At 45.8% G+C, this 19,044-nt stretch carries 18 protein-coding genes; 5 read left to right on the forward strand and 13 right to left on the reverse strand.

Features of this window, described 5'->3' with window-relative positions:
• Position 1: 1 nt before the first annotated feature.
• The 11 genes from RH46_RS18265 to pedF all read right to left on the reverse strand — a co-directional run bounded on the left by RH46_RS18265 (position 2) and on the right by pedF (position 12,593).
• The gene (locus RH46_RS18265; RefSeq protein ID WP_006881003.1) at positions 2 to 2,023 is read right to left on the reverse strand and encodes an insulinase family protein; all 2,022 of its coding nucleotides are present in this window, start codon (positions 2,021 to 2,023) and stop codon (positions 2 to 4) included.
• On the reverse strand, positions 2,020 to 3,135 hold the full coding sequence (pqqE, locus tag RH46_RS18270; RefSeq protein ID WP_006881004.1) for a pyrroloquinoline quinone biosynthesis protein PqqE: 1,116 nt from the start codon (positions 3,133 to 3,135) through the stop codon (positions 2,020 to 2,022). The genes RH46_RS18265 and pqqE overlap by 4 nt, the downstream gene beginning before the upstream one ends.
• Positions 3,128 to 3,400 (reverse strand): pyrroloquinoline quinone biosynthesis peptide chaperone PqqD, encoded by a 273-nt coding sequence (gene pqqD, locus RH46_RS18275; protein WP_006881005.1) that lies wholly within the window; start codon positions 3,398 to 3,400, stop codon positions 3,128 to 3,130. Before pqqD ends, pqqE begins: the two co-directional genes overlap by 8 nt.
• Entirely contained in the window at positions 3,400 to 4,152 is a 753-nt protein-coding gene (pqqC, locus tag RH46_RS18280; protein ID WP_006881006.1) for a pyrroloquinoline-quinone synthase PqqC, read from the reverse strand. Before pqqC ends, pqqD begins: the two co-directional genes overlap by 1 nt.
• 9 nt (positions 4,153 to 4,161) lie before the next feature.
• A complete protein-coding gene (pqqB, locus tag RH46_RS18285; RefSeq protein ID WP_006881007.1) occupies positions 4,162 to 5,079 on the reverse strand; it encodes a pyrroloquinoline quinone biosynthesis protein PqqB in 918 nt (305 codons plus the stop codon).
• Between the two features lie 83 nt (positions 5,080 to 5,162).
• Positions 5,163 to 5,234 (reverse strand): pyrroloquinoline quinone precursor peptide PqqA, encoded by a 72-nt coding sequence (gene pqqA / locus RH46_RS21925; protein WP_138922177.1) that lies wholly within the window; start codon positions 5,232 to 5,234, stop codon positions 5,163 to 5,165.
• A gap of 101 nt (positions 5,235 to 5,335) precedes the next feature.
• Positions 5,336 to 7,483: a 4Fe-4S binding protein gene (locus tag RH46_RS18290; RefSeq protein WP_006881008.1), complete on the reverse strand. Its 2,148-nt coding sequence runs from the start codon at positions 7,481 to 7,483 to the stop codon at positions 5,336 to 5,338.
• Positions 7,484 to 7,539: 56 nt separating this feature from the next.
• A complete protein-coding gene (exaC, locus tag RH46_RS18295; protein ID WP_006881009.1) occupies positions 7,540 to 9,060 on the reverse strand; it encodes an acetaldehyde dehydrogenase ExaC in 1,521 nt (506 codons plus the stop codon).
• 242 nt (positions 9,061 to 9,302) lie between these two features.
• Entirely contained in the window at positions 9,303 to 11,078 is a 1,776-nt protein-coding gene (locus tag RH46_RS18300) for a PQQ-dependent methanol/ethanol family dehydrogenase (protein ID WP_006881010.1), read from the reverse strand.
• A gap of 221 nt (positions 11,079 to 11,299) precedes the next feature.
• On the reverse strand, positions 11,300 to 12,169 hold the full coding sequence (locus RH46_RS18305; RefSeq protein WP_006881011.1) for a substrate-binding periplasmic protein: 870 nt from the start codon (positions 12,167 to 12,169) through the stop codon (positions 11,300 to 11,302).
• Complete coding sequence (gene pedF, locus RH46_RS18310) at positions 12,156 to 12,593, reverse strand: cytochrome c-550 PedF (RefSeq protein WP_006881012.1); 438 nt, start codon at positions 12,591 to 12,593, stop codon at positions 12,156 to 12,158. The genes RH46_RS18305 and pedF overlap by 14 nt, the downstream gene beginning before the upstream one ends.
• Positions 12,594 to 12,866: 273 nt before the next feature.
• On the opposite strand from pedF, the gene RH46_RS18315 reads away from it, so the two are divergent.
• Genes RH46_RS18315 through pip form a run of 5 tightly spaced genes read left to right on the forward strand, consistent with a single transcriptional unit; the run spans position 12,867 to position 17,562 of the window.
• Entirely contained in the window at positions 12,867 to 14,069 is a 1,203-nt protein-coding gene (locus RH46_RS18315; RefSeq protein WP_006881013.1) for an ABC transporter substrate-binding protein, read from the forward strand.
• Positions 14,066 to 15,049 (forward strand): PQQ-dependent catabolism-associated beta-propeller protein, encoded by a 984-nt coding sequence (locus tag RH46_RS18320; RefSeq protein WP_006881014.1) that lies wholly within the window; start codon positions 14,066 to 14,068, stop codon positions 15,047 to 15,049. The genes RH46_RS18315 and RH46_RS18320 overlap by 4 nt, the downstream gene beginning before the upstream one ends.
• Complete coding sequence (locus tag RH46_RS18325; protein ID WP_006881015.1) at positions 15,046 to 15,774, forward strand: ABC transporter ATP-binding protein; 729 nt, start codon at positions 15,046 to 15,048, stop codon at positions 15,772 to 15,774. Before RH46_RS18320 ends, RH46_RS18325 begins: the two co-directional genes overlap by 4 nt.
• Positions 15,771 to 16,562: an ABC transporter permease gene (locus tag RH46_RS18330; protein ID WP_006881016.1), complete on the forward strand. Its 792-nt coding sequence runs from the start codon at positions 15,771 to 15,773 to the stop codon at positions 16,560 to 16,562. The genes RH46_RS18325 and RH46_RS18330 overlap by 4 nt, the downstream gene beginning before the upstream one ends.
• 1 nt (position 16,563) lies before the next feature.
• Positions 16,564 to 17,562, forward strand: a complete 999-nt coding sequence (pip, locus tag RH46_RS18335; RefSeq protein ID WP_006881017.1) for a prolyl aminopeptidase — start codon at positions 16,564 to 16,566, stop codon at positions 17,560 to 17,562.
• Between the two features lie 54 nt (positions 17,563 to 17,616).
• On the opposite strand, the gene yfaE is transcribed toward pip, so the two are convergent.
• Positions 17,617 to 17,895, reverse strand: a complete 279-nt coding sequence (gene yfaE, locus RH46_RS18340; RefSeq protein WP_006881018.1) for a class I ribonucleotide reductase maintenance protein YfaE — start codon at positions 17,893 to 17,895, stop codon at positions 17,617 to 17,619.
• On the reverse strand, positions 17,895 to 19,028 hold the full coding sequence (gene nrdB, locus RH46_RS18345) for a class Ia ribonucleoside-diphosphate reductase subunit beta (RefSeq protein WP_006881019.1): 1,134 nt from the start codon (positions 19,026 to 19,028) through the stop codon (positions 17,895 to 17,897). The genes yfaE and nrdB overlap by 1 nt, the downstream gene beginning before the upstream one ends.
• Between the last annotated feature and the right edge of the window lie 16 nt (positions 19,029 to 19,044).

The raw sequence follows: 19,044 nt of genomic DNA on the forward strand, positions 1-19,044 counted from the left end.
CTTATCCCTGTATGTGACTTGTACTGTTGATGATCTCGTTAGTTAAGTGGAAAAGAAAGTGCCTGATGCACGTTTCAGAAACTTGCTTTAGTAATTTCTCTAGGTGAACAGAATCTAACGGCTCATTTGAATCTTGATCAACTTGAGCAAGCTGTGTCGGGGTTAAAGCCCCGAAACGAATAGGATGTTGATGGATTAGCTTGTTTTTTATTAGTGGTAAGGTTTGTTTGATAAAAACAATATCGTCAGCAATCCTTTGTAAGGCTTGAGTGATGTGTTGCTGGCGCTGATCAGGCTGGCAATCAAATACACTATAGAAATAGAGCTGCTTTGAATGTTCACAGTAGAGGCTTGAGATGACATAACACTCGCCCTGAATACGTGGACGCAGGAATTGAGCTGATGATTGAATCAAGTACTGCGATAACTGGGCAATGAGCCTATATTCTACTGGCACCGCGATGCCGTAGAGCCAACAATGGTGGTCGACTGTCTGATGGTCACCTTGCTCGAGTTGCTCAATCAATGGGTGCAATAACTGCGGAAGCTCAGGTAATTTGCAGCTGGGGTGCTGGGTAATCAAGTGATCAATATCAGCCTTTAGAGAATGATGGGTACTGTTGGTCTCTACTAACAGTTTCGAACCATAGGCCAAAGTTCGCATCGAAGACGTTTTCTCGATCAGTTTTGCCACAACCCGAGCATTTATATCTTTCGATAAGTTCACCGTGACCAGATTTTGCCAGCGGTGTACCTTGCTATGCCAGGTCGGTACCTCTCTCAGTTGTGGAATAACACGACTCAATATTTGCTCATCAGTATTAGGTTTTCGGCCATCAAGCTTGCTACCAGCGTTGTGCAAGGTAGGTGCGATGTGAGCCAACTGACTTACGTGAGGCGGTTGTGTTATTTGGCGAGAGAATGTCTGTGAATCAACGCTGTTACTACTATGCAGCTTGCTATAGTAGAAGTTCATTAGGTGGCCAATGGAACCGGGATGTTTACCAGACTCGACGCAATAGCCTTGTGCATAAGCGTTGCCAGTGTCGAGTGTGCGAATCAACTGAGCATGAAAGGTGTCGATTTGGTCATCTCTGGCAAGGATTCTTAACCCAAACTTATCTTCTGAATTGCTCTCGTTGCTTATTGGCAGGAGTTGAACGCCATATTTAGTCGCCATTTTTCTCAACTCAGGCAGTTGTCGCTTTATATAGTGGAAAAACTCTATGTTTATCCACCAGCTAAACACCTTATCAGAACCCGCTATGATTTCGGCTATGCCCTCTGAGTTAGAACAAAGCTGAATCGCTTTCGTTGGTTTGAACTGAGATGACCTGGCACCATATTTCGCCAAGAGGGGCTCAAGCTCGTTGTGAAGACTTTCCACCTGATCATAACTGGTGATCAGCTCAATGTTATTACAGCGATAATAGTCTTGATGATACTGCTTGAGTTTATCCAGAGTAATCTGAGCCAATGTATCTGTCGTGCCACCATAACAGGCGATGCGCTGTGGAGACTGATCGCCTCTCAGGACCTGAAGCTGATGGAGATAATTGGGGTTGTTCTGATAGCCGAGTAACTCGCGATAAATCACTCCACGACTTACACCATCGAATATTTCTTCAACGCAGTGCTTACTTTGAATAGCGGGATTGAGCATTCCGGATAGCAGATAGCGCGCGGCTAAGTAAAAGTAATCCCGGCATGACGAAGAGAAATGAAAGCAGGTTACTCCATTGAGGGTCGAGGCATTTATCTGGATATCTGTCAGAGCGACTAGCTGGAAAAGCGTGGTTGAGTCGGGGAATGCCTGACTTTGTCTGAAGACCAAATGTTCTAAGGCGTGGGCAATACCAGAATCGTTCTCGCTGGGCGTTGCTACAAAAAGAGCACCGCTGTAACGTCCGGTGTCGCTTTGATCTTGGACGTTGAAATGAGTCAACCCAGACTGGTGCGTATACTGATACGCCTCATAATCTGGGTTAGTGTGTGGTCCATTGAAGCTAAAGGTGTGGTTCATAACTTCTGCAGAGCAATGTCCGCTTTGCGTCGACGATGCTGAATAGGTTTGGTCGGTGTTCTGGCCTGAGCGATCGCCTTGGCAATCAGGTGATGATCTTCAGACTTACTGCACACCGGGTCGGTACGATACATATCGCCAGTCATCATATAGGCCTGACAACGGCACCCCCCGTGGTCGTCGTGTTTCTCCTCGCAGCCTTTGCATGGTTGTGGCATCCAGTCGTCACCGCGGAAATGATTGAAAGAGAAATCTTCAAACCAGATTTGCTGCAACGTTTTGTGCTTAACGTTCGGAAAGGTTAGCGGCAGGATTTTAGCGCTGTGGCATGGCAGAGCGCTACCGTCAGGTGTAACAGTCAAAAATGTACTTCCCCAGCCATTCATGCACGCTTTTGGTCGCTGCTCATAATAATCCGGGGTGACAAAGATAAAGTGTGGGTCATCTTTACTTGATTGTTGACGGAATTGGTTAACCAGGCTTTCTGCCAGCTCGAGTTGTTCTTGGCTAGGCAATAGGTGGTCGCGATTATCAAAAGCCCAGCCGTAATACTGGGCGGTCGCCAATTCAACATAGTCCGCTTTCAGTTCGCAGCTCAGGCGCAAAATCTCTGGGATTTGTTGGATATTTTGTTTCGAAATGACGAAGTTGAGTACCATTGGGTAGCCTTGCGCTTTGACAAGCTCCGCCATTTTTTTCTTCTGCTCAAACGCATTACCGCGACCTGCTATGGCATCGTTAAGTTCAGGGTCTGCTGCCTGAAAACTGATCTGAATATGGTCTAAACCCGCCTGTTTAAGACGTTTGATTCGTTTGTCAGTCAAGCCGATACCTGAAGTGATCAAATTGGTATAAAAGCCAAGTGATCGACCTCGCTCGACCAGCTGCTCTAGATCTTTTCGTAACAGAGGTTCACCACCAGAAAAGCCGAGCTGCACTGAGCCCAGCTTGCGCGCTTGTTCTAAAACGGAGAACCACTGCTCTGTGTTGAGCTCATTGGCTTTATCACCCAGGTCAGTCGGGTTGGAGCAGTAGGCACAGTGAAGCGGGCATTGGTAGGTGAGCTCTGCCAGTAACCACAACGGCGGTCCAGGGTTGCTTGAATCAGACATAGCGAATCCACTTTTTGTCGTACGCGATTGCTAGAAATTCTTTGATATCACTGAGAATATCGCCTGCTTCAGGGAACTGCGCTGTAAGTTTTTGGTGGATAAGGCTGACGGAGTCAACGCCGTTAACCTGTTTTAATATTTCCGCTGCGCTCTGGTTTAATTTAACCATGCCCTCAGGATAGAGCAGCACATAGCAGCTCTGAGCTTGCTCGTACTGTAACCGGAACAGAGGGTTTAACTCAGGAGTTGAATCGGTCGATACCATTAAAAGATTCCTTTATGACAACTTGGACGGTTCTCGAGGTGCGCATAAGGTGGCTGCTCGTAGTGGTAGGCCATCGACATAGCGTCAAGCATTGACCACAGAATATCGAGTTTAAACTGGAGAATATTCAAGGCGTGCTCCTGTTGTTCACGAGTCTGGAAATGATCAAGAGTGATTGCTAGTCCGTGGGTTACATCACGGCGAGCCTGAGATAAACGCATTTGGAAATATTTAAGGCCTTGTTGCTCAATCCAAGGGTAGTTACTTGGCCAGGTGTCGAGTCGGCTTTGATGGATTTCAGGGGCGAACATTTCGGTTAATGATGAACAAGCGGCTTCCTGCCAAGAAGCGCGACGGGCGAAATTGACATAGGCGTCAACCGCAAAGCGAACTCCGGGTAGGATGTATTTCTCTTCCAGTAAATCCTCGCGAGTAAGTCCAACGGCTTCACCGAGATTTAACCAGGCTTCAATACCGCCTAATGTGTCATCGTTCATCGAGCCATCGTGATCGAGAATACGCTGAATCCAGCTACGACGGGTTTTAATGTCACGACAGTTGGCTAAGATCGCTGCATCTTTAACCGGGATATTGATCTGGTAGTAGAAGCGGTTTGCCACCCAGCCGCGGATTTGTTCAACGCTACACTCACCCTTGTGCATCATGACGTGAAAAGGATGGTGAATATGGTAAAGCTCGCTTTTTTCTCTAAGCTTCTGTTCAAATTCTTGCTTGGTCCATGGTTGTTTCATCACAGCCTCTTATAGTGTTATTTCCATGCCGTCAGTGGCGATTTCTACGCCATTACTGACCACATAGTGGTGAGCGTCAGACTCCTCATTGAGGATAGGGTTGGTGTTGTTGATGTGAATCAGCACCTTACGTTTAATATCGAACTTACTCAGAAGAGCCACACTGCCATTTTCACCATTGACCGGCATGTGACCCATCTCTGAGCCGAGTTTCTTGCTAAAGCCTTTGGCGATCATTTCATCGTCAAGCCATAGGGTTCCATCGACTAATGCGCAATCAGCGAAAGCGAGCATTGATTCAACCAGTGGCGTAGATTCTACAATGCCAGGCGCGTAGAAAAGATAGTTTCCGCTAGTGGTGTCGACTATCTTGAGACCGATGTTATTACCCGGTACCACATCGTCGCGATAAGGAGAGTATGGTGGAGCGTTAGACTCTAAATGGACTGGGAAAAACTCCAGCCCCGAGATGCCTTCGATGCTAAACCCTTGCTGGTGGTCTGTGCCGATAGCGTGAAACTCTAATCCACCGTGCCAGTGACGTAGTACATTGAATAGTGGCAGAGCAGTGGTCAGGTCTTCGTGAACCACGTCCGTACAATAGACAGGAAGCGGTAGTCCTTCTCGTAGGGTAAGTAGTCCGGTGACGTGGTCAATTTGACTGTCACTAAGAATCGCTGCGCGGATATTGGTACCACGAGCCTGGTCTTGAGGCCAAAGTTGTGGGGATTGGTTTATCTGTTGACGAATATCCGGCGAGGCGTTGATGAGTACCCAGTTATTTCCATCGGCACTTACAGCGATAGAGGATTGAGTTCTTGGTTGTGCTTTGATAGTACCATTGCGAACTCCGGCGCAGTTTTCACAGTGACAGTTCCATTGCGGAAAACCACCACCCGCCGCTGAGCCCAGTATAAGAATTTTCATTCGCGCGAATCCGTTCTTTGAATGGTGAAGTAGAGTGATTGCATTAATTACCCCCAATCATCCGGATCGGGGGTAATTAACGGTTATCGGTTACTAATATATAAAGTAACTTCAAAACCTAAACGCATATCTTGAAAATCAGGTTTAGTCCACATATCGAATACCTCCATTGTTATTTGCATGTATTACCGTATTCAATATACCCCCTGTTAATCCGGGTAAATATTATACTTTGGGTGGAGAAAAGGATGATTCTTTACCTACAACCTTGTATGGAAATAGCGTTAACCTGCGCTTTTTTACGTCGATTTTTCTGATATTTACTAATCACGCAAATATCGGGATTTTGTATTGTTACAACACATTCAAGACATTGAATGCATTCTTGATAATTGATGCTGCCGTCGATATTTATTGCGTCGATATGGCACTTTTTACTGCGACATAACTGACATGGGTTACCACACAGCTGTTTTCGTTCTATTAATTTGAACAGAGGAAACTTGCCCAGTATTGCAAGACCAGCGCCCAGAGGGCACAGGTAGCGACAATAGACCTTGTGTATTTTCAAACTGACAAGCAGTAGTACTACAGCGTAGATGGTAAAGGGGATTTCACGGACAAAGTAGAGCGTGATACTGGTCTTGAACGGTTCGACTTCTGCAAGTGATTCGGCCAATTCTAAAGAGTAGAAAGCGACTGAAATGAGTAACATCAAAACCAGGTACTTTAGTTTTGTCAGGTAAGGGTGGTAGGGGGCGAGAGTACGAATCTGTCTGATCCTGAGTTTTTGTGCCAATAATCCCATCAGCTCTTGCATTGCACCGAACGGACAGAGCCAACCACAAAATATTCCTCTGCCCCATAGGAAAAGAGTGACAAATACTAATGACCAAAGAATGAAAATAACCGGGTCGAGTAAGAAAAACTCTATTTTAAATCCGTTAACCAGTGACAGAAGTAGAGTGTAGATGTTGGTAACGGATAATTGACCTTGCAGATAAAAGCCAATAAAAAGCAGCGTGATAAGCAAACAAGAAAAGCGAATATAATGGAAATTTTTACTGTTGGCAGTCAGCGTTTTCTGTTTAATGAAAATAGTTATTATTAAGCATAGATAGATCGACAGTAATGAAATATCTAACAGTTTGTCACTCCATATTTTCATCCACAGTGGCTGCTGGGTATCGCTGTCGTCAATCGCTATTTTTTCAAATATTTGAGCTGGTAAAGAGAACGCCTGCTCAAAGGTGATGCTTTTTCTGCTGAGATGATTGACCGCATAAGGCAACTCGAGCTGGAAGTTAAATGGTCTGTGGAGATCGAAGCCAGACTGCGCTTTGATCGAGAACACCTGAATGTCATCGTAGCTCGCTATTGACTGGGCAAAGTAGGGCGCATGAAAGCTATAGAAATCAATATCTTTTAGCTCGATTGGCAGTTGGTCCTGTTCAACCTTGATGCGAGTTGGCACGGTTTGTGGGACGAAATCCTCGCCAATAAAGGAGTAGCTACCCTGATTTAACATCATAATCGCATGCTCGCCTGACTTTAGGTTTTCGTTGAGGCGCGAAAACTCCTTTTCCCCGAGCAGATTGATACCCACTATCGGTATGCTTAATGGAACTATGTAGAAATCAACGAAGCTATTGTTCTCTTGGATATATTGCTCAGCTGCGAAAAGTGCTTCATCAGGCAGTTGGCTAAGCTGCTGAGCCGTTATTGTCCAGCGAGAGATAAAACCTTGTTCAACCAACTGTTCAAACGTTAACTCAGAGAAGTAATCTTGTTTAATGACAAAAGGAGTGGTTGGAGTAAAACCTTCTAACTTGTTACGAGCAACCTTGAGGGCAGAAGCGATAATGGTGTCATGAATAACCAGTACCGAAACTGTTGCTCTGGTTATCCCGTCGAACTGGGTAATCTCAGATGATGACGACGTTTTTTTATCGCCAATAAGGAAGCGTTCTTTAATAGAGTGCCCAATGTACTGGTCGATAAAATCCAGCATCGGTTGTTCGCCCATACCGTGGAGAAAGATTGGTTCATGGTGATTAAGTACCTTGATGCCTTTTAGCTCACCTTGCGTGCTAATACCGATCAGCAAGTTGATAGAATCTCCGGAGAATCCGGGAAAGCGAGTGATGTCGTCGGTTTGAAACGTATAGCCAAGCAGTTGATCAAGCTGATAAACCGCTATCACAGCAGGGGAGTCTTGCTGAGGGCCGATACGTGTAGCGCGAGGAAACAGATCGGCAATGTCTGGTGGAATATCGGTCACCTGCGCGGCTATCTGGCTAGTCGGTGCACATACCAATAGAGTGAGTAGGATGGTTTTAATGACTATCGATGCGCAATAGCGCAGGAGTTTAATCGGTGCGGGAGAGAGTGTCGTTACGTTCATGATGAAAAAAGCCCCTAACCTAGGGAGGTGATAGCTAGGGGCTAAGAGTGAGACTTTTAGAAGAAACCAAGTGGAGAGGTGCTGTAGCTCACCAGTAGGTTCTTAGTTTGTTGGTAGTGATCCAGCATCATCTTGTGTGTTTCACGACCGATACCTGACTTCTTGTAGCCACCGAATGCTGCGTGAGCAGGGTATAGGTGGTAACAGTTAGTCCATACACGACCAGCCTGAATGCCGCGTCCCATGCGGTAAGCCAGATTACTATCACGTGTCCATACGCCCGCACCCAGACCGTAGGCTGTATCGTTGGCGATTTCTAATGCTTCAGCTTCATCTTTAAAGGTCGTCACTGCGATAACCGGGCCGAAGATCTCTTCCTGGAAGATACGCATTGAGTTATCACCCTGAAGGATAGTTGGCTGGATGTAGTAACCGTTGTTCAATGCATCACCCAGTGACTCTTGGTCGCCGCCGCTTAGTACCTTAGCACCCTCTTGTTTACCGATGTTCAGGTAGCCCATAATCTTATCGAACTGCTCTTGAGAAGCCTGTGCGCCAACCATTGTCTCTGTATCCAATGGGTTGCCACGAACAATCTTCTTCGTTTTCTCGAGAACTTTCTCCATGAACTGGTCAAAGATGTCTTCCTGGATAAGTGCGCGAGATGGACAGGTACATACTTCACCCTGGTTGAAGAAACCAAGTACAAAACCTTCTGCACATTTCTCCAGGTAATCATCTTCATGTTGAGTAACGTCACTGAAGTAGATGTTTGGCGACTTACCGCCTAGCTCTACAGTCGATGGAATCAGGTTTTCAGCGGCACATTTCAGAATGTGGTGACCTACCGCTGTTGAACCGGTGAAGGCCAGTTTGGCAATACGAGTGCTGGTTGCCAGTGCTTCACCAGCTTCTTTACCGTAACCGTTTACGATGTTTAGTACACCGGCTGGAAGCAGATCTTCAATCAGTTCTACCAGTACCAGAATACTCGCTGGTGTTTGCTCAGCTGGCTTAAGAACAATACAGTTACCCGCAGCAAGCGCAGGTGCGATCTTCCATGCGGCCATTAGCAGTGGGAAGTTCCAAGGAATGATTTGACCAACAACACCTAAAGGCTCATGGAAATGGTAAGCAACCGTACCATTATCGATTTCTGAAAGGCTACCTTCCTGAGAACGCAGACAACCTGCGAAGTAACGGAAGTGATCTGAACTTAGCGGAATATCAGCCGCCAGTGTTTCGCGTACTGCTTTACCATTTTCCCACGTCTCAGCAACCGCAAGTGCTTCGAGATTCTGATCGATACGGTCAGCAATCTTTAACAGTAGGTTTGAACGCTCCTGAACTGATGTTTTACCCCAGGCGTCTTTTGCTGCGTGTGCTGCATCCAGTGCCAGCTCAATATCTTGAGCACATGAACGTGGGATCTTACAATACTCTTCGCCATTTACCGGAGAAGTATTGCTGAAGTAGTTACCGTTTACTGGCGGTACCCATTTACCGCCAATGAAGTTCTCGTATTGAGCTTTGAAAGAAACAACAGAGTTTTCAGTCCCTGGATATGCGTAGATCATATGTCACCTCGATGTTTGGCCTGCAGAGTGAAATACTTTCCTTGGCCCGTTTAATTTTGCTTTGTGTTAAAGCACCGTGATGAATTCATATTAGTCGTGCAATCAGATACGTAACATGCTCCCTTGGCACCAAAAAAACTCATACTTTAGGAGGGTGTTTGTGTCTTATGATTCGTAATCGTTGAAAAAGTAGCCAATAAAAAAGGGCTGCAAATGCAGCCCTGTATTGATGTAGCTTAGTGTTAGCTCTTTGGCAGTTTAAATGTCCAAACCATACCACCTTGGTTGAAGTGCTTGACGCGTTTAGCCACTTCACCACCCCAGAGTGGAACTGCGCCGCCCCAGCCGGAAAGTACAGAAACGTATTGTTCACCATCCATTTCCCATGTAACAGGTGAGCCTACAATGCCTGAGCCAGTGTTGAACTTATATTTCACTTCGCCAGTTTTCGCGTCCAGTGCCATTAAGTAACCTTCAGGGTTGCCCATGAAGACAAGGTTACCTGCTGTGGTTAACACGCCACCCCATAAAGGCGCGTAGTTTTTATGACGCCAAACTTCTTTACCTGTTTTAGGGTCGATTGCACGCAGAACACCAATAAAGTCATCATTGATCGCTTTAATGGTGAAACCTGCACCAATGTATGCTGCGCCTTTCTTGTAGGTTACTGGCTCGTTCCATACATCCATTTCCCACTCATTAGAAGGGACGTAGAAGAGCTCAGTATCTTTGCTATATGCCATTGGCATCCAGTTCTTACCACCGAGGAAAGAGGGTGCAGCGACAACGGTTTTACCTTTCTTGCCATCTTTCGAATCGATAGGGTTGCCAGGACGGTTGTCTTTAACAAAGATAGGTCGACCATTTTTATCCAGACCAGAAGCCCAGGTGATCTTGTCTGCAAATGGGAATCCACGAATAAAATCGCCATTCTCGCGGTTAAGAACATAGAAGAAACCATTTCGGTCAGCGGTCGCAGCGGCTTTAACCGTTTTGCCATTCTCTTGATAGTTAAACGAGATTAGCTCATTTACACCATCGTAATCCCAACCATCGTTTGGCGTGGTTTGGAAATGCCAGACTATTTTGCCTGTGTCTGGGTCGATCGCCAGACGAGAAGAGGAGAAGTAGTTGTCACCAGGTCTCAAGTGTGAGTTCCATGGCGCTGGGTTACCCGTACCAAAGAAGAGTAAATCTACTTCAGGATCATAGGTACCACCTAACCAAGGCGCTGCGCCACCAGATTTCCACAGATCTCCCGGCCAGGTCTGACCCGGTTTGCCACCAGAGATGCCATTCTCGGTTTTCTTACCATCTTTCCAGATGTAACCCATGTGCCCTTCAACTGTCGGACGTTCCCACACAAGCTGGCCATTTTTGGCATCAAATGCCGTTACTCGGCCAACTACGCCAAATTCGCCACCAGAAATACCGGTGATAACTTTCCCTTTGACGACGATAGGGGCTGCGGTGATCGAGTAGCCTTCTTTGTAATCAGCAACTTTCTTTTTCCAAACGGTTTTACCAGTATCTTTGTTTAGCGCGACCAGTTTTGCGTCGAGCGTACCAAAGATAACCAGGTCGCCATATAGGGCTGCGCCACGGTTGATGACGTCACAACATGGCATGATGCCATCTGGAAGACGCGCGTCATACTGCCAGAGCTCTTCACCGGTGCGCGCATCGATCGCGTACATACGTGAGTAGGAGCCAGTGATATACATAACGCCATCTTTAATCAGTGGCTGAGACTCTTGGCCGCGCTGTTTCTCACCACCCAGAGAGAAAGCCCATGCAGGACGCATTTCGTCAACAGTGTCGGTATTGATGGTTGTTAGTGGGCTGTATCGTTGCCCTTTCAGTCCAAGGCCGTATGAAACGACATCCTTGGTCGTCATTTGATCATTGGTAATATCTTTGTCGGTAACATTAGCATTTGCGGCACTACTCAGTGCCAGCGTCAGGCAGCTAATGCTAAGAGATAAAGATAGCTTCATGCTCTTATTCGCGTTATTCATCATTGTCCCTCGATGGATTGTTAGATAATTAGGCGAAAGTGCTACGTAGGGGTTCGCCTAGTTTAATTTCGTTTGGTTGTTGTGGCTTAAAATCGGGTCAGTTCGCTTGGTTTCTCCGCTTGTGACACTCAGTAGTTCCAGAGTATTTTGTCAGTAAGGCTATGCCTATTGGCCTGCGGTAGGGTTCAACATCATCACTTAGTCGTAGGCACATAGGTGGATTAGTAGGAAGTAGGGGCTTGATAGATTGCATTGTATTTACCAAATATTGATTCCATCTGGCCCTTCTCAATCATTGAGTGAACAATGTCCCCAACAGCGTAACCCAGCTGGCGATAGTTACTTTTTACCGCCATGCCAATTTCCCATTGCTGCTGACCGAGCATTGGGAAGGCGTTGGTTGCAAGCTGGTATTGCGGATTGTCCAGTTGGCCCTGTAAATAGGAAATCTGACTGCGTAGCCCCATCGCGGCATCGACCTGACCTGATTGCATTGCACCTACCGCATCTATGGTTGAAGGGTAGTGCTGGGCACTGTCACGCATACGGCCGCCTAAAGCAGAAGAGAGGTAGAATTGCGGGATCGAATCTACTTCTACTCCGACAGTGTGATACTGAAACACCGCCATGGTCGAAACCGAGTCGATTTTTTTACTGTCATAGACGATTTGCCAGGACTCTGTATGGTACGGAGCGAACATATGTACCTGTTCATGCACCAGCTCACCAATATCATCTCGGCTAAGCGAATACTCTTTGTCATAAGGGACTCGCAACATCACGTCTGCCACAGTACGTTCGAGATAATGACCTTTCCAAAGGTTATTTCTCAGGTCATCTTCGACGTTTTCGTCGGCTGTCATCCATTTCAGTTTCAGCTCAACGCCCATCTCTTTTGCTATTTGCCGAGCGATTTCCACATCAATACCTTTGGCTACATCATCAACAAGGTAGGAGAAAGGAGGGTAGTCGCGGTAAATGGCGATCGATATGTATTGGCTGTCGATAATGTCGTCGTATGAGCGCGCATAGCAAGCGGCAGTGTTTATCGCAACACATGCCGCCAAGCAGATTAGTTTAAATATCTTCACTGATAGACTCTAACCAAGTTTTGATAGACCAAAGAGCTTCTTGAGATAGGTGTTCTGTCATTTTTGGCATATAAACCGCACCATTTCGAACCGCTCCGTTCTGTACGCGATAGCCGAACCACTCGTCGCCATCAAAATCTGGTGTAAGGAACCTCAGGTCAGGTGCGATACCCCCTGATATACCTTCAAGACCATGACATCTTGCACAGTTTTGGTTATAGGCAGACGCACCTGTTTCGATGATGTTTTTCAGAGTTTCACCGGTTTCATTTCGGTACGGGTTTTCATCAATCCACTCTTCTCCCAGCTGTGGTAACTCTGAAGTGTCAATTGATTGTGGAGTCACGGCTCCGTGGGCATATATATTAAAAGATGTTGCCAATAATATTGGTGCTAATAGTAATCCTGGTTTCAATAGTTTCACTGGGTTCTCCTTCCACTAATTTATATTTAATGTTCTGTTTTCAATATTAGTGAGCAACAAGATCGATTCTAATTACACTTTGGAGCTGTTCTTTCTCATCCTTTAGTAGGTAGTCCGGTAGTAAAACTTTGAAGATTAATTTGTATATCATTGTTTTTATTGGTTTAAGTTCGTTGGTTTCGTTGCATTTGTATGATTTTAAACCTCAATAAGTTTGATATAAGCTAAGTGAAGCTTATCAAGAAAGATAAAGAAAAATGTAAGGAAGTTCGGATGGGAAATATAAATAAAATATCTTTGATTGTGTGTGCGCTGTTATTGTTTTTTGTTTCCAATATTTCATCCGCTAAAAATCTTGCTCCGCTAGAAATTAGCATTACCTACATCAAACAAAATATTAAGCGTCCACCTGCGCTTTCTAACGTGATTGAACAAGCACAAGACAGCGGTTATCAAGGGGCGTTAGCAGGTCTGGCTGATTCAAACAGTACCGGAAAATTCCTTAAGCAAAAATTCGAGTTGCAGTTGATGGAATCTGACCAACAGGATGAGGTGTTAACTAAGTTGCAAGATGCCTATCAGCAGGGAAAGAGTTTGTTCGTGCTTGATCTGCCGACTGACACTCTGCTTAAGGCTAATCAGTGGGCGGAAAACAAACCCGTACTGATGTTCAACGTTAACGAGTCATCGGATCTATTGCGAAGTAAACAGTGTTTATCGTCAGTACTTCATACTGCTCCTAGTAACGCAATGCGTTCGGACGCGCTTGCTCAGTGGCTACTGAACAAGCGTCTGACTCAAGTGCTGGTTGTCAGTGGTGAGCGAGATGAAGATGCTGAGTTAAGCCAGTCGTTTAAGCGTTCTGCAAAACGTTTTGGCCTCACGTTAATAGAAGAGAAACAGTGGACGTTCAATTCAGATCTTCGCCGTAGTGCTCAGCAGGAAGTGCCACTGTTTACCCAGACGTTAAAAGAGTATGACGTTGTTTATGTGGCTGATAAATCGAAAGACTTTGCTGAGTACCTACCTTTCAATACTTACATCCCGCGACCTGTTGTTGGTTCGGCGGGCCTGGAGGCACTGTCATGGCATTCGGTGATCGAGCAATGGGGCGCGGCTCAGTTACAGAAACGCTTCCATCAGCAAGCTAATCGCAGAATGAATGAACTGGACTTTAGCGCTTACGTTGCAGTTCGCACTATTGGTCAGGCAGTGCATAAGCAGAAAAGTGCTGACTCACAACAGCTCGCCAGCTTTATCAAATCAGACCAATTTGAACTGGCGGCATATAAAGGGAGAAAGTTAAGTTATCGTCCATGGAATGGCCAGTTAAGAATGCCAATGGCACTGGTTCAGCCACATGGATTGGTTTCACTTTCTCCACAAGCTGGGGTACTACACCCAAGAACTGATCTCGACACCTTAGGTTTTGATGTCGAGGAAACAAACTGTGTTTCGAAAAAGGAGATTTTATGAAACCCGCATTCCTTGTTACTTGTCTAGTCAGCGCGCTAGTTGGGATAACGCCAGCATTGTCTGTTGCTAATGAGCAAGCTTACGTGACGAACGAAAAAGATGATGATATCTCCGTTATTGATATGAGTTCCCTTGAAGTCATTAAGCAGATTCCTGTCGGGCAACGACCACGTGGAATTATCTTCAATCACGATCAAACTCTGGCTTATATCTGTGCCAGTGATTCGGATACTATCCAGATCCTCGATCTGAAAACTGAGCAGATTATTGGCGAATTGCCTTCAGGCGAAGACCCGGAAACTATTGCCCTTCATCCAGACGGCAAAACGATTTATACCGCGAATGAGGATGATGCTCTGTTGACGGTTATTGATATTGAAAGCCGCACCGTTAAAACTCAAATCGATGTTGGTGTCGAACCGGAAGGCCTGGCAGTGAGCCCGGATGGAAAAATCGTCATCGTAACGTCAGAAACGACCAATATGGTTCACTGGATTAACGCGGAAACCAACGAGAACTTTGATAACACTTTAGTGGCTGAGCGCCCAAGATCGGCGATGTTCTCTAAAGACAGTAAACGTCTTTGGGTGAGTTCGGAAATTGGTGGTGAGCTGGTGGTGATTGACGTTGCTACGCGCGAGATCATCAAGACATTTACCTTTGAAATCGATGGAATCCACAAAGATCGCGTTCAACCTGTTGGTGTTGAACTCAGTGACGATGGTAAATATGCCTACGTTGCTTTGGGCCCGGCAAACCACGTTGCGGTAATCAAACGCGATGATTTAACCATTGATGAGTACTTGTTGGTGGGTCGTCGAGTATGGCAACTTGGATTCAACAAAGATCAGAGCTTATTGCTGACGACAAATGGCGTGAGTGGTGATGTCTCGGTTATCGATACCAATAAGCATAAAGTTGTTAAGTCGGTTAAAGTTGGTCGCTACCCATGGGGCGTAGCTATCAAGGACGTACTATGACCTTAGCGGTAACGGATCTCAGCTATGACTATGGTCGTCAGCCAGTTCTGAAACAGGTGACGTTAAAGCTCAGTGCGGGCTTTAATGTACTGCTAGGCCCTAATGGAGCGGGCAAAAGCACACTGTTTTCACTGCTGACCGGGCTGTATGTCAGTAAACAGGGAGAGATCGCGTATGGCGATCTCGACTTAAGTGAGCATCCACGTGCCGTTCGCGCTTTGCTTGGTGTGGTGTTCCAGCAAAGCACCTTAGATTTAGATCTTACCGTTAAGCAAAATCTGCTTTATCACGCCTGTCTGCATGGTTTGTCTGCCAGTCAGGCGCTTACCAATATCGAAGATATCCTGAGTGATTTAAAGCTTTCACAGCGGTTACACGACCGTGTTCGAACTTTGAATGGCGGACACAGAAGAAGACTCGAAATCGCCAGAGCTTTGATGCATCAACCCAAATACCTGTTGCTCGATGAGCCAACGGTCGGTTTGGATAACGAAAGTCGTCAGTTAATCATCAGCCATATCAGAAAACTGGCTCAGGCCAGAGGAATTTGCGTTGTCTGGACGACACATTTAATGGATGAAGTCAGTGATGAGGACAATCTGATTGTGCTTAACCGGGGGGAAGTTAAAGCCCAGGGTAATTGTGCAGAATTGTGTCGTACACATAAGGCTGACCAGGTTTATCAGCTTTATCATATGCTTACCGATAGCGCGGAGATCCTGTGAGTTTTCATCAATATCGTTACTGTTTTACCGGCGTTATTAAACGTGAATTTCTGCGTTTCCTACAACAGAGAAGCCGTTTACTGAGTGCGTTGATTCGCCCGTTACTATGGCTGGTGGTCTTTGCTGCTGGTTTTCGTGCCGCGCTTGGGGTTTCAATTATGGAACCTTATGGCACTTACATTACCTACCAGCAATACATCACACCCGGTCTATGCTGCATGATTGTCTTATTCAATGGCATGCAAAGCTCACTTTCAATGGTCTACGATCGTGAAATGGGCAGTATGAAGCTGTTGTTGATGAGTTCGTTGCCGAGGCCATTACTGCTGTTGTCTAAATTGGTTTCCATCGCAGTACTGTCTCTTGTTCAGGTGTGTATCTTTCTGGTGATTGTGCAGATAGTCGGCGTTGATACTCCTTTACTTGGTTATCTGACGGCAATCCCGGCAATTTTTCTTATTTCATTTTTCCTCGGCTCACTAGGATTACTGCTATCCAACATGATTAAACAGTTGGAGAATTTTGCCGGAGTGATGAACTTTGTCATTTTTCCAATGTTCTTTCTCTCCAGTGCGCTTTATCCGCTGTGGAAAATGAAAGAGGCGAGTCTGTGGCTATTCTGGATCTGTAACTTCAATCCATTTAGCTACTGTGTCGAACTGTTACGCTTCGCCTTCTATCAGCAATTGAATATAGAAGCATTCAGTGTTGTTTTTGTCGCGACTTTAGTGGTCTCTGGTGTGGCAATTTATAGTTTTGAGCCAAAACAGGTCAGTCGTCGGGGTTAGTATGCTTGTAGAAGGAAAAAGGGCGTTATACCCGCCAATTGAGCCTTATCATAGTCAGATGTTGGAGATGGAAGCCGCTGCTGGTGAACAACGTCATCAAATCTATATTGAGCAGTGTGGTAACCCCAATGGGATTCCGGTGGTATTTCTTCATGGTGGTCCGGGGTCAGGTTGCCGGCCATCCCATCGGCGGTTGTTTGATCCACGCAAGTACCGCATCATTTTGTTTGACCAACGAGGTTGTGGACGATCAACACCTTACGGCTGTATTAAAGACAACACTAGCGCTTATTTGGTTGCTGATATGGAACAGATCAGACAGCAACTCAAGATTAATAAATGGATTCTGTTTGGTGGCTCATGGGGAGCAACGTTGGCACTTCTCTACGCTCGCCAGTATGCCAGTCGAGTTGCCGGCTTAGTGTTGCGAGGTGTTTTCCTCGGACGTAAGCAAGATATTGACTGGTTTTATGATCATTCCGGAGCAGCAAGGTTTTTTCCCTTACAGTGGCGTCAGTTGATGCAGCTGCTGAGTCAGGAAGAGCAGGCAGCGCCGTTAGAAAGTATCTATCGCCATCTCAATGGTCAGGACCCGGTACTCAAGCTCAAATTAAAGATTGCCCTTGAGAGCTGGGAGCGTCAACTGGTTACCTTATCTCCATCTTCGAGCAAAGCCGGTTTCGACCCTGAACTGCTGGCAATGGATGATTCAAAGCTGATCCAACTGCATTACTGTGTCCACCAATGCTTTATAGAACAACCCATTCTTTCTCAACCGTTACCATTGAACGATGTACCTTGCCATATCTTACACGGTCGTTACGACATGGTTTGTCCAATAGAGCAGGGATGGACGCTATACCAGCACAATCGAACATTTGAACTGGATATTATTCCTTTGTCGGGACATGTTGTCAGCGAGCCTCTGATGCAAGATGCGTTGATTACGCTAATGGATCAGTTGACCTGCCAGTGGAGCAGGGGAGAAAGGACAAAATAAAACGGCCGATATCATGACGATATCGGCCGTTATTGATTTGCTCTGAGCAGGCAGTTACGCGCGTTTCTCTTTCAGGACGTAGTTAACACCTTCAATTTCGATGTCCGACTTCGCTTTACAGATACACGGCAGAATCTCTTGCTCTTGAGTGTAAGCCATCGCAAAACCAACGTACTCAACTTCACCGGAAACTAACTTACAGCGACAAGCACCACAGTGACCGTCGCGACAGTTGTATTCAGGCTCTAATCCGGCACTCTCCATCGTTTCCAAAATAGTATTCGATGGGTGCGACTGGATAGCAGTTAGACCGTTAATTTTGATATTTGGCATTACAGTTCAAAGTCCTTAAAGTCGTCAGCGCGAACATCACTGTCGATCTGACCAACAAGGTAAGATGAAATTTCAGCTTCTTGTGGTGCAACCTGTACGTTATCTGAAGACAACCATGCATTGATCCAAGGGATAGGGTTAGACGTTGCTTCTGGGTAAGCAGCGTCAAGACCTACAGCCTGCATACGAATGTTGGTGATGTACTCAACGTACTGGCAAAGAATATCTTTGTTCAGACCGATCATTGAACCGTCTTTAAACAGGTATTCTGCCCACTCTTTCTCTTGCTCAGCCGCATCTTTAAACAGGTCGAAACACTCTTGCTTACACTCTTCAGCGATTTGCATGAATGAGAAATCGTCCTGACCGTTACGTAGCAGGTTGATCATGTGCTGAGTACCAGTCAGGTGAAGCGCTTCATCACGAGCAATCAGCTTGATGATTTTTGCGTTACCTTCCATCAGTTCACGTTCAGCAAAGGCAAATGAACAAGCAAAACTTACGTAGAAACGAATCGCTTCTAGTGCGTTTACTGACATCAGACACACGTACAGCTTTTTCTTTAGATCGTGCAGCTTGATGGTAACTTCTTCACCGTTAATCTGGTGAGTACCTTCACCGTAGCGATGGTAGTCGTTAGTCATCTGAATCAGATCATCGTAGTAGTGAGAAATGTCTTCAGCACGCTTAAGGATATGCTCGTTTTCAACGATATCGTCAAACACTAAACCTGGATCATTTACGATGTTACGAATGATGTGAGTGTAAGAGCGTGAGTGAATTGTCTCTGAGAAAGACCAGGTCTCAATCCATGTTTCTACTTCTGGTAGTGATACCAGTGGAAGTAGTGCAACGTTAGGGCTACGACCCTGAATAGAGTCAAGCAGCGTTTGGTACTTCAGGTTAGAGATGAAAATGTGCTTCTCATGCTCTGGCAACTTGTTGTAGTCGATACGGTCGCTTGATACGTCAACTTCTTCTGGACGCCAGAAGAAAGACAGTTGCTTCTCGATTAGCTTTTCGAAAATCTCAAACTTTTGCTGGTCGTAGCGAGCTACGTTTACAGATTGACCCAAGAACATTGGTTCTTTTAGTTGGTCATTTTTGTTTCGGTTAAAAGTACTGTAAGCCATGATGCCTCAATTCCTT

The sequence above is a fragment of the Vibrio brasiliensis LMG 20546 genome (genome assembly GCF_000189255.1).
Lineage (GTDB): Bacteria > Pseudomonadota > Gammaproteobacteria > Enterobacterales > Vibrionaceae > Vibrio > Vibrio brasiliensis.

Coding starts and splice junctions, on each gene's coding strand:
- RH46_RS18265 (WP_006881003.1), bottom strand. CDS start 2,023: ATGAACCACACCTTTAGCTTCAATGGACCACACACTAACCCAGATTAT.
- pqqE (WP_006881004.1), bottom strand. CDS start 3,135: ATGTCTGATTCAAGCAACCCTGGACCGCCGTTGTGGTTACTGGCAGAG.
- pqqD (WP_006881005.1), bottom strand. CDS start 3,400: ATGGTATCGACCGATTCAACTCCTGAGTTAAACCCTCTGTTCCGGTTA.
- pqqC (WP_006881006.1), bottom strand. CDS start 4,152: ATGAAACAACCATGGACCAAGCAAGAATTTGAACAGAAGCTTAGAGAA.
- pqqB (WP_006881007.1), bottom strand. CDS start 5,079: ATGAAAATTCTTATACTGGGCTCAGCGGCGGGTGGTGGTTTTCCGCAA.
- RH46_RS18290 (WP_006881008.1), bottom strand. CDS start 7,483: ATGAACGTAACGACACTCTCTCCCGCACCGATTAAACTCCTGCGCTAT.
- exaC (WP_006881009.1), bottom strand. CDS start 9,060: ATGATCTACGCATATCCAGGGACTGAAAACTCTGTTGTTTCTTTCAAA.
- RH46_RS18300 (WP_006881010.1), bottom strand. CDS start 11,078: ATGAATAACGCGAATAAGAGCATGAAGCTATCTTTATCTCTTAGCATT.
- RH46_RS18315 (WP_006881013.1), top strand. CDS start 12,867: ATGGGAAATATAAATAAAATATCTTTGATTGTGTGTGCGCTGTTATTG.
- RH46_RS18320 (WP_006881014.1), top strand. CDS start 14,066: ATGAAACCCGCATTCCTTGTTACTTGTCTAGTCAGCGCGCTAGTTGGG.
- RH46_RS18325 (WP_006881015.1), top strand. CDS start 15,046: ATGACCTTAGCGGTAACGGATCTCAGCTATGACTATGGTCGTCAGCCA.
- pip (WP_006881017.1), top strand. CDS start 16,564: ATGCTTGTAGAAGGAAAAAGGGCGTTATACCCGCCAATTGAGCCTTAT.
- yfaE (WP_006881018.1), bottom strand. CDS start 17,895: ATGCCAAATATCAAAATTAACGGTCTAACTGCTATCCAGTCGCACCCA.
- nrdB (WP_006881019.1), bottom strand. CDS start 19,028: ATGGCTTACAGTACTTTTAACCGAAACAAAAATGACCAACTAAAAGAA.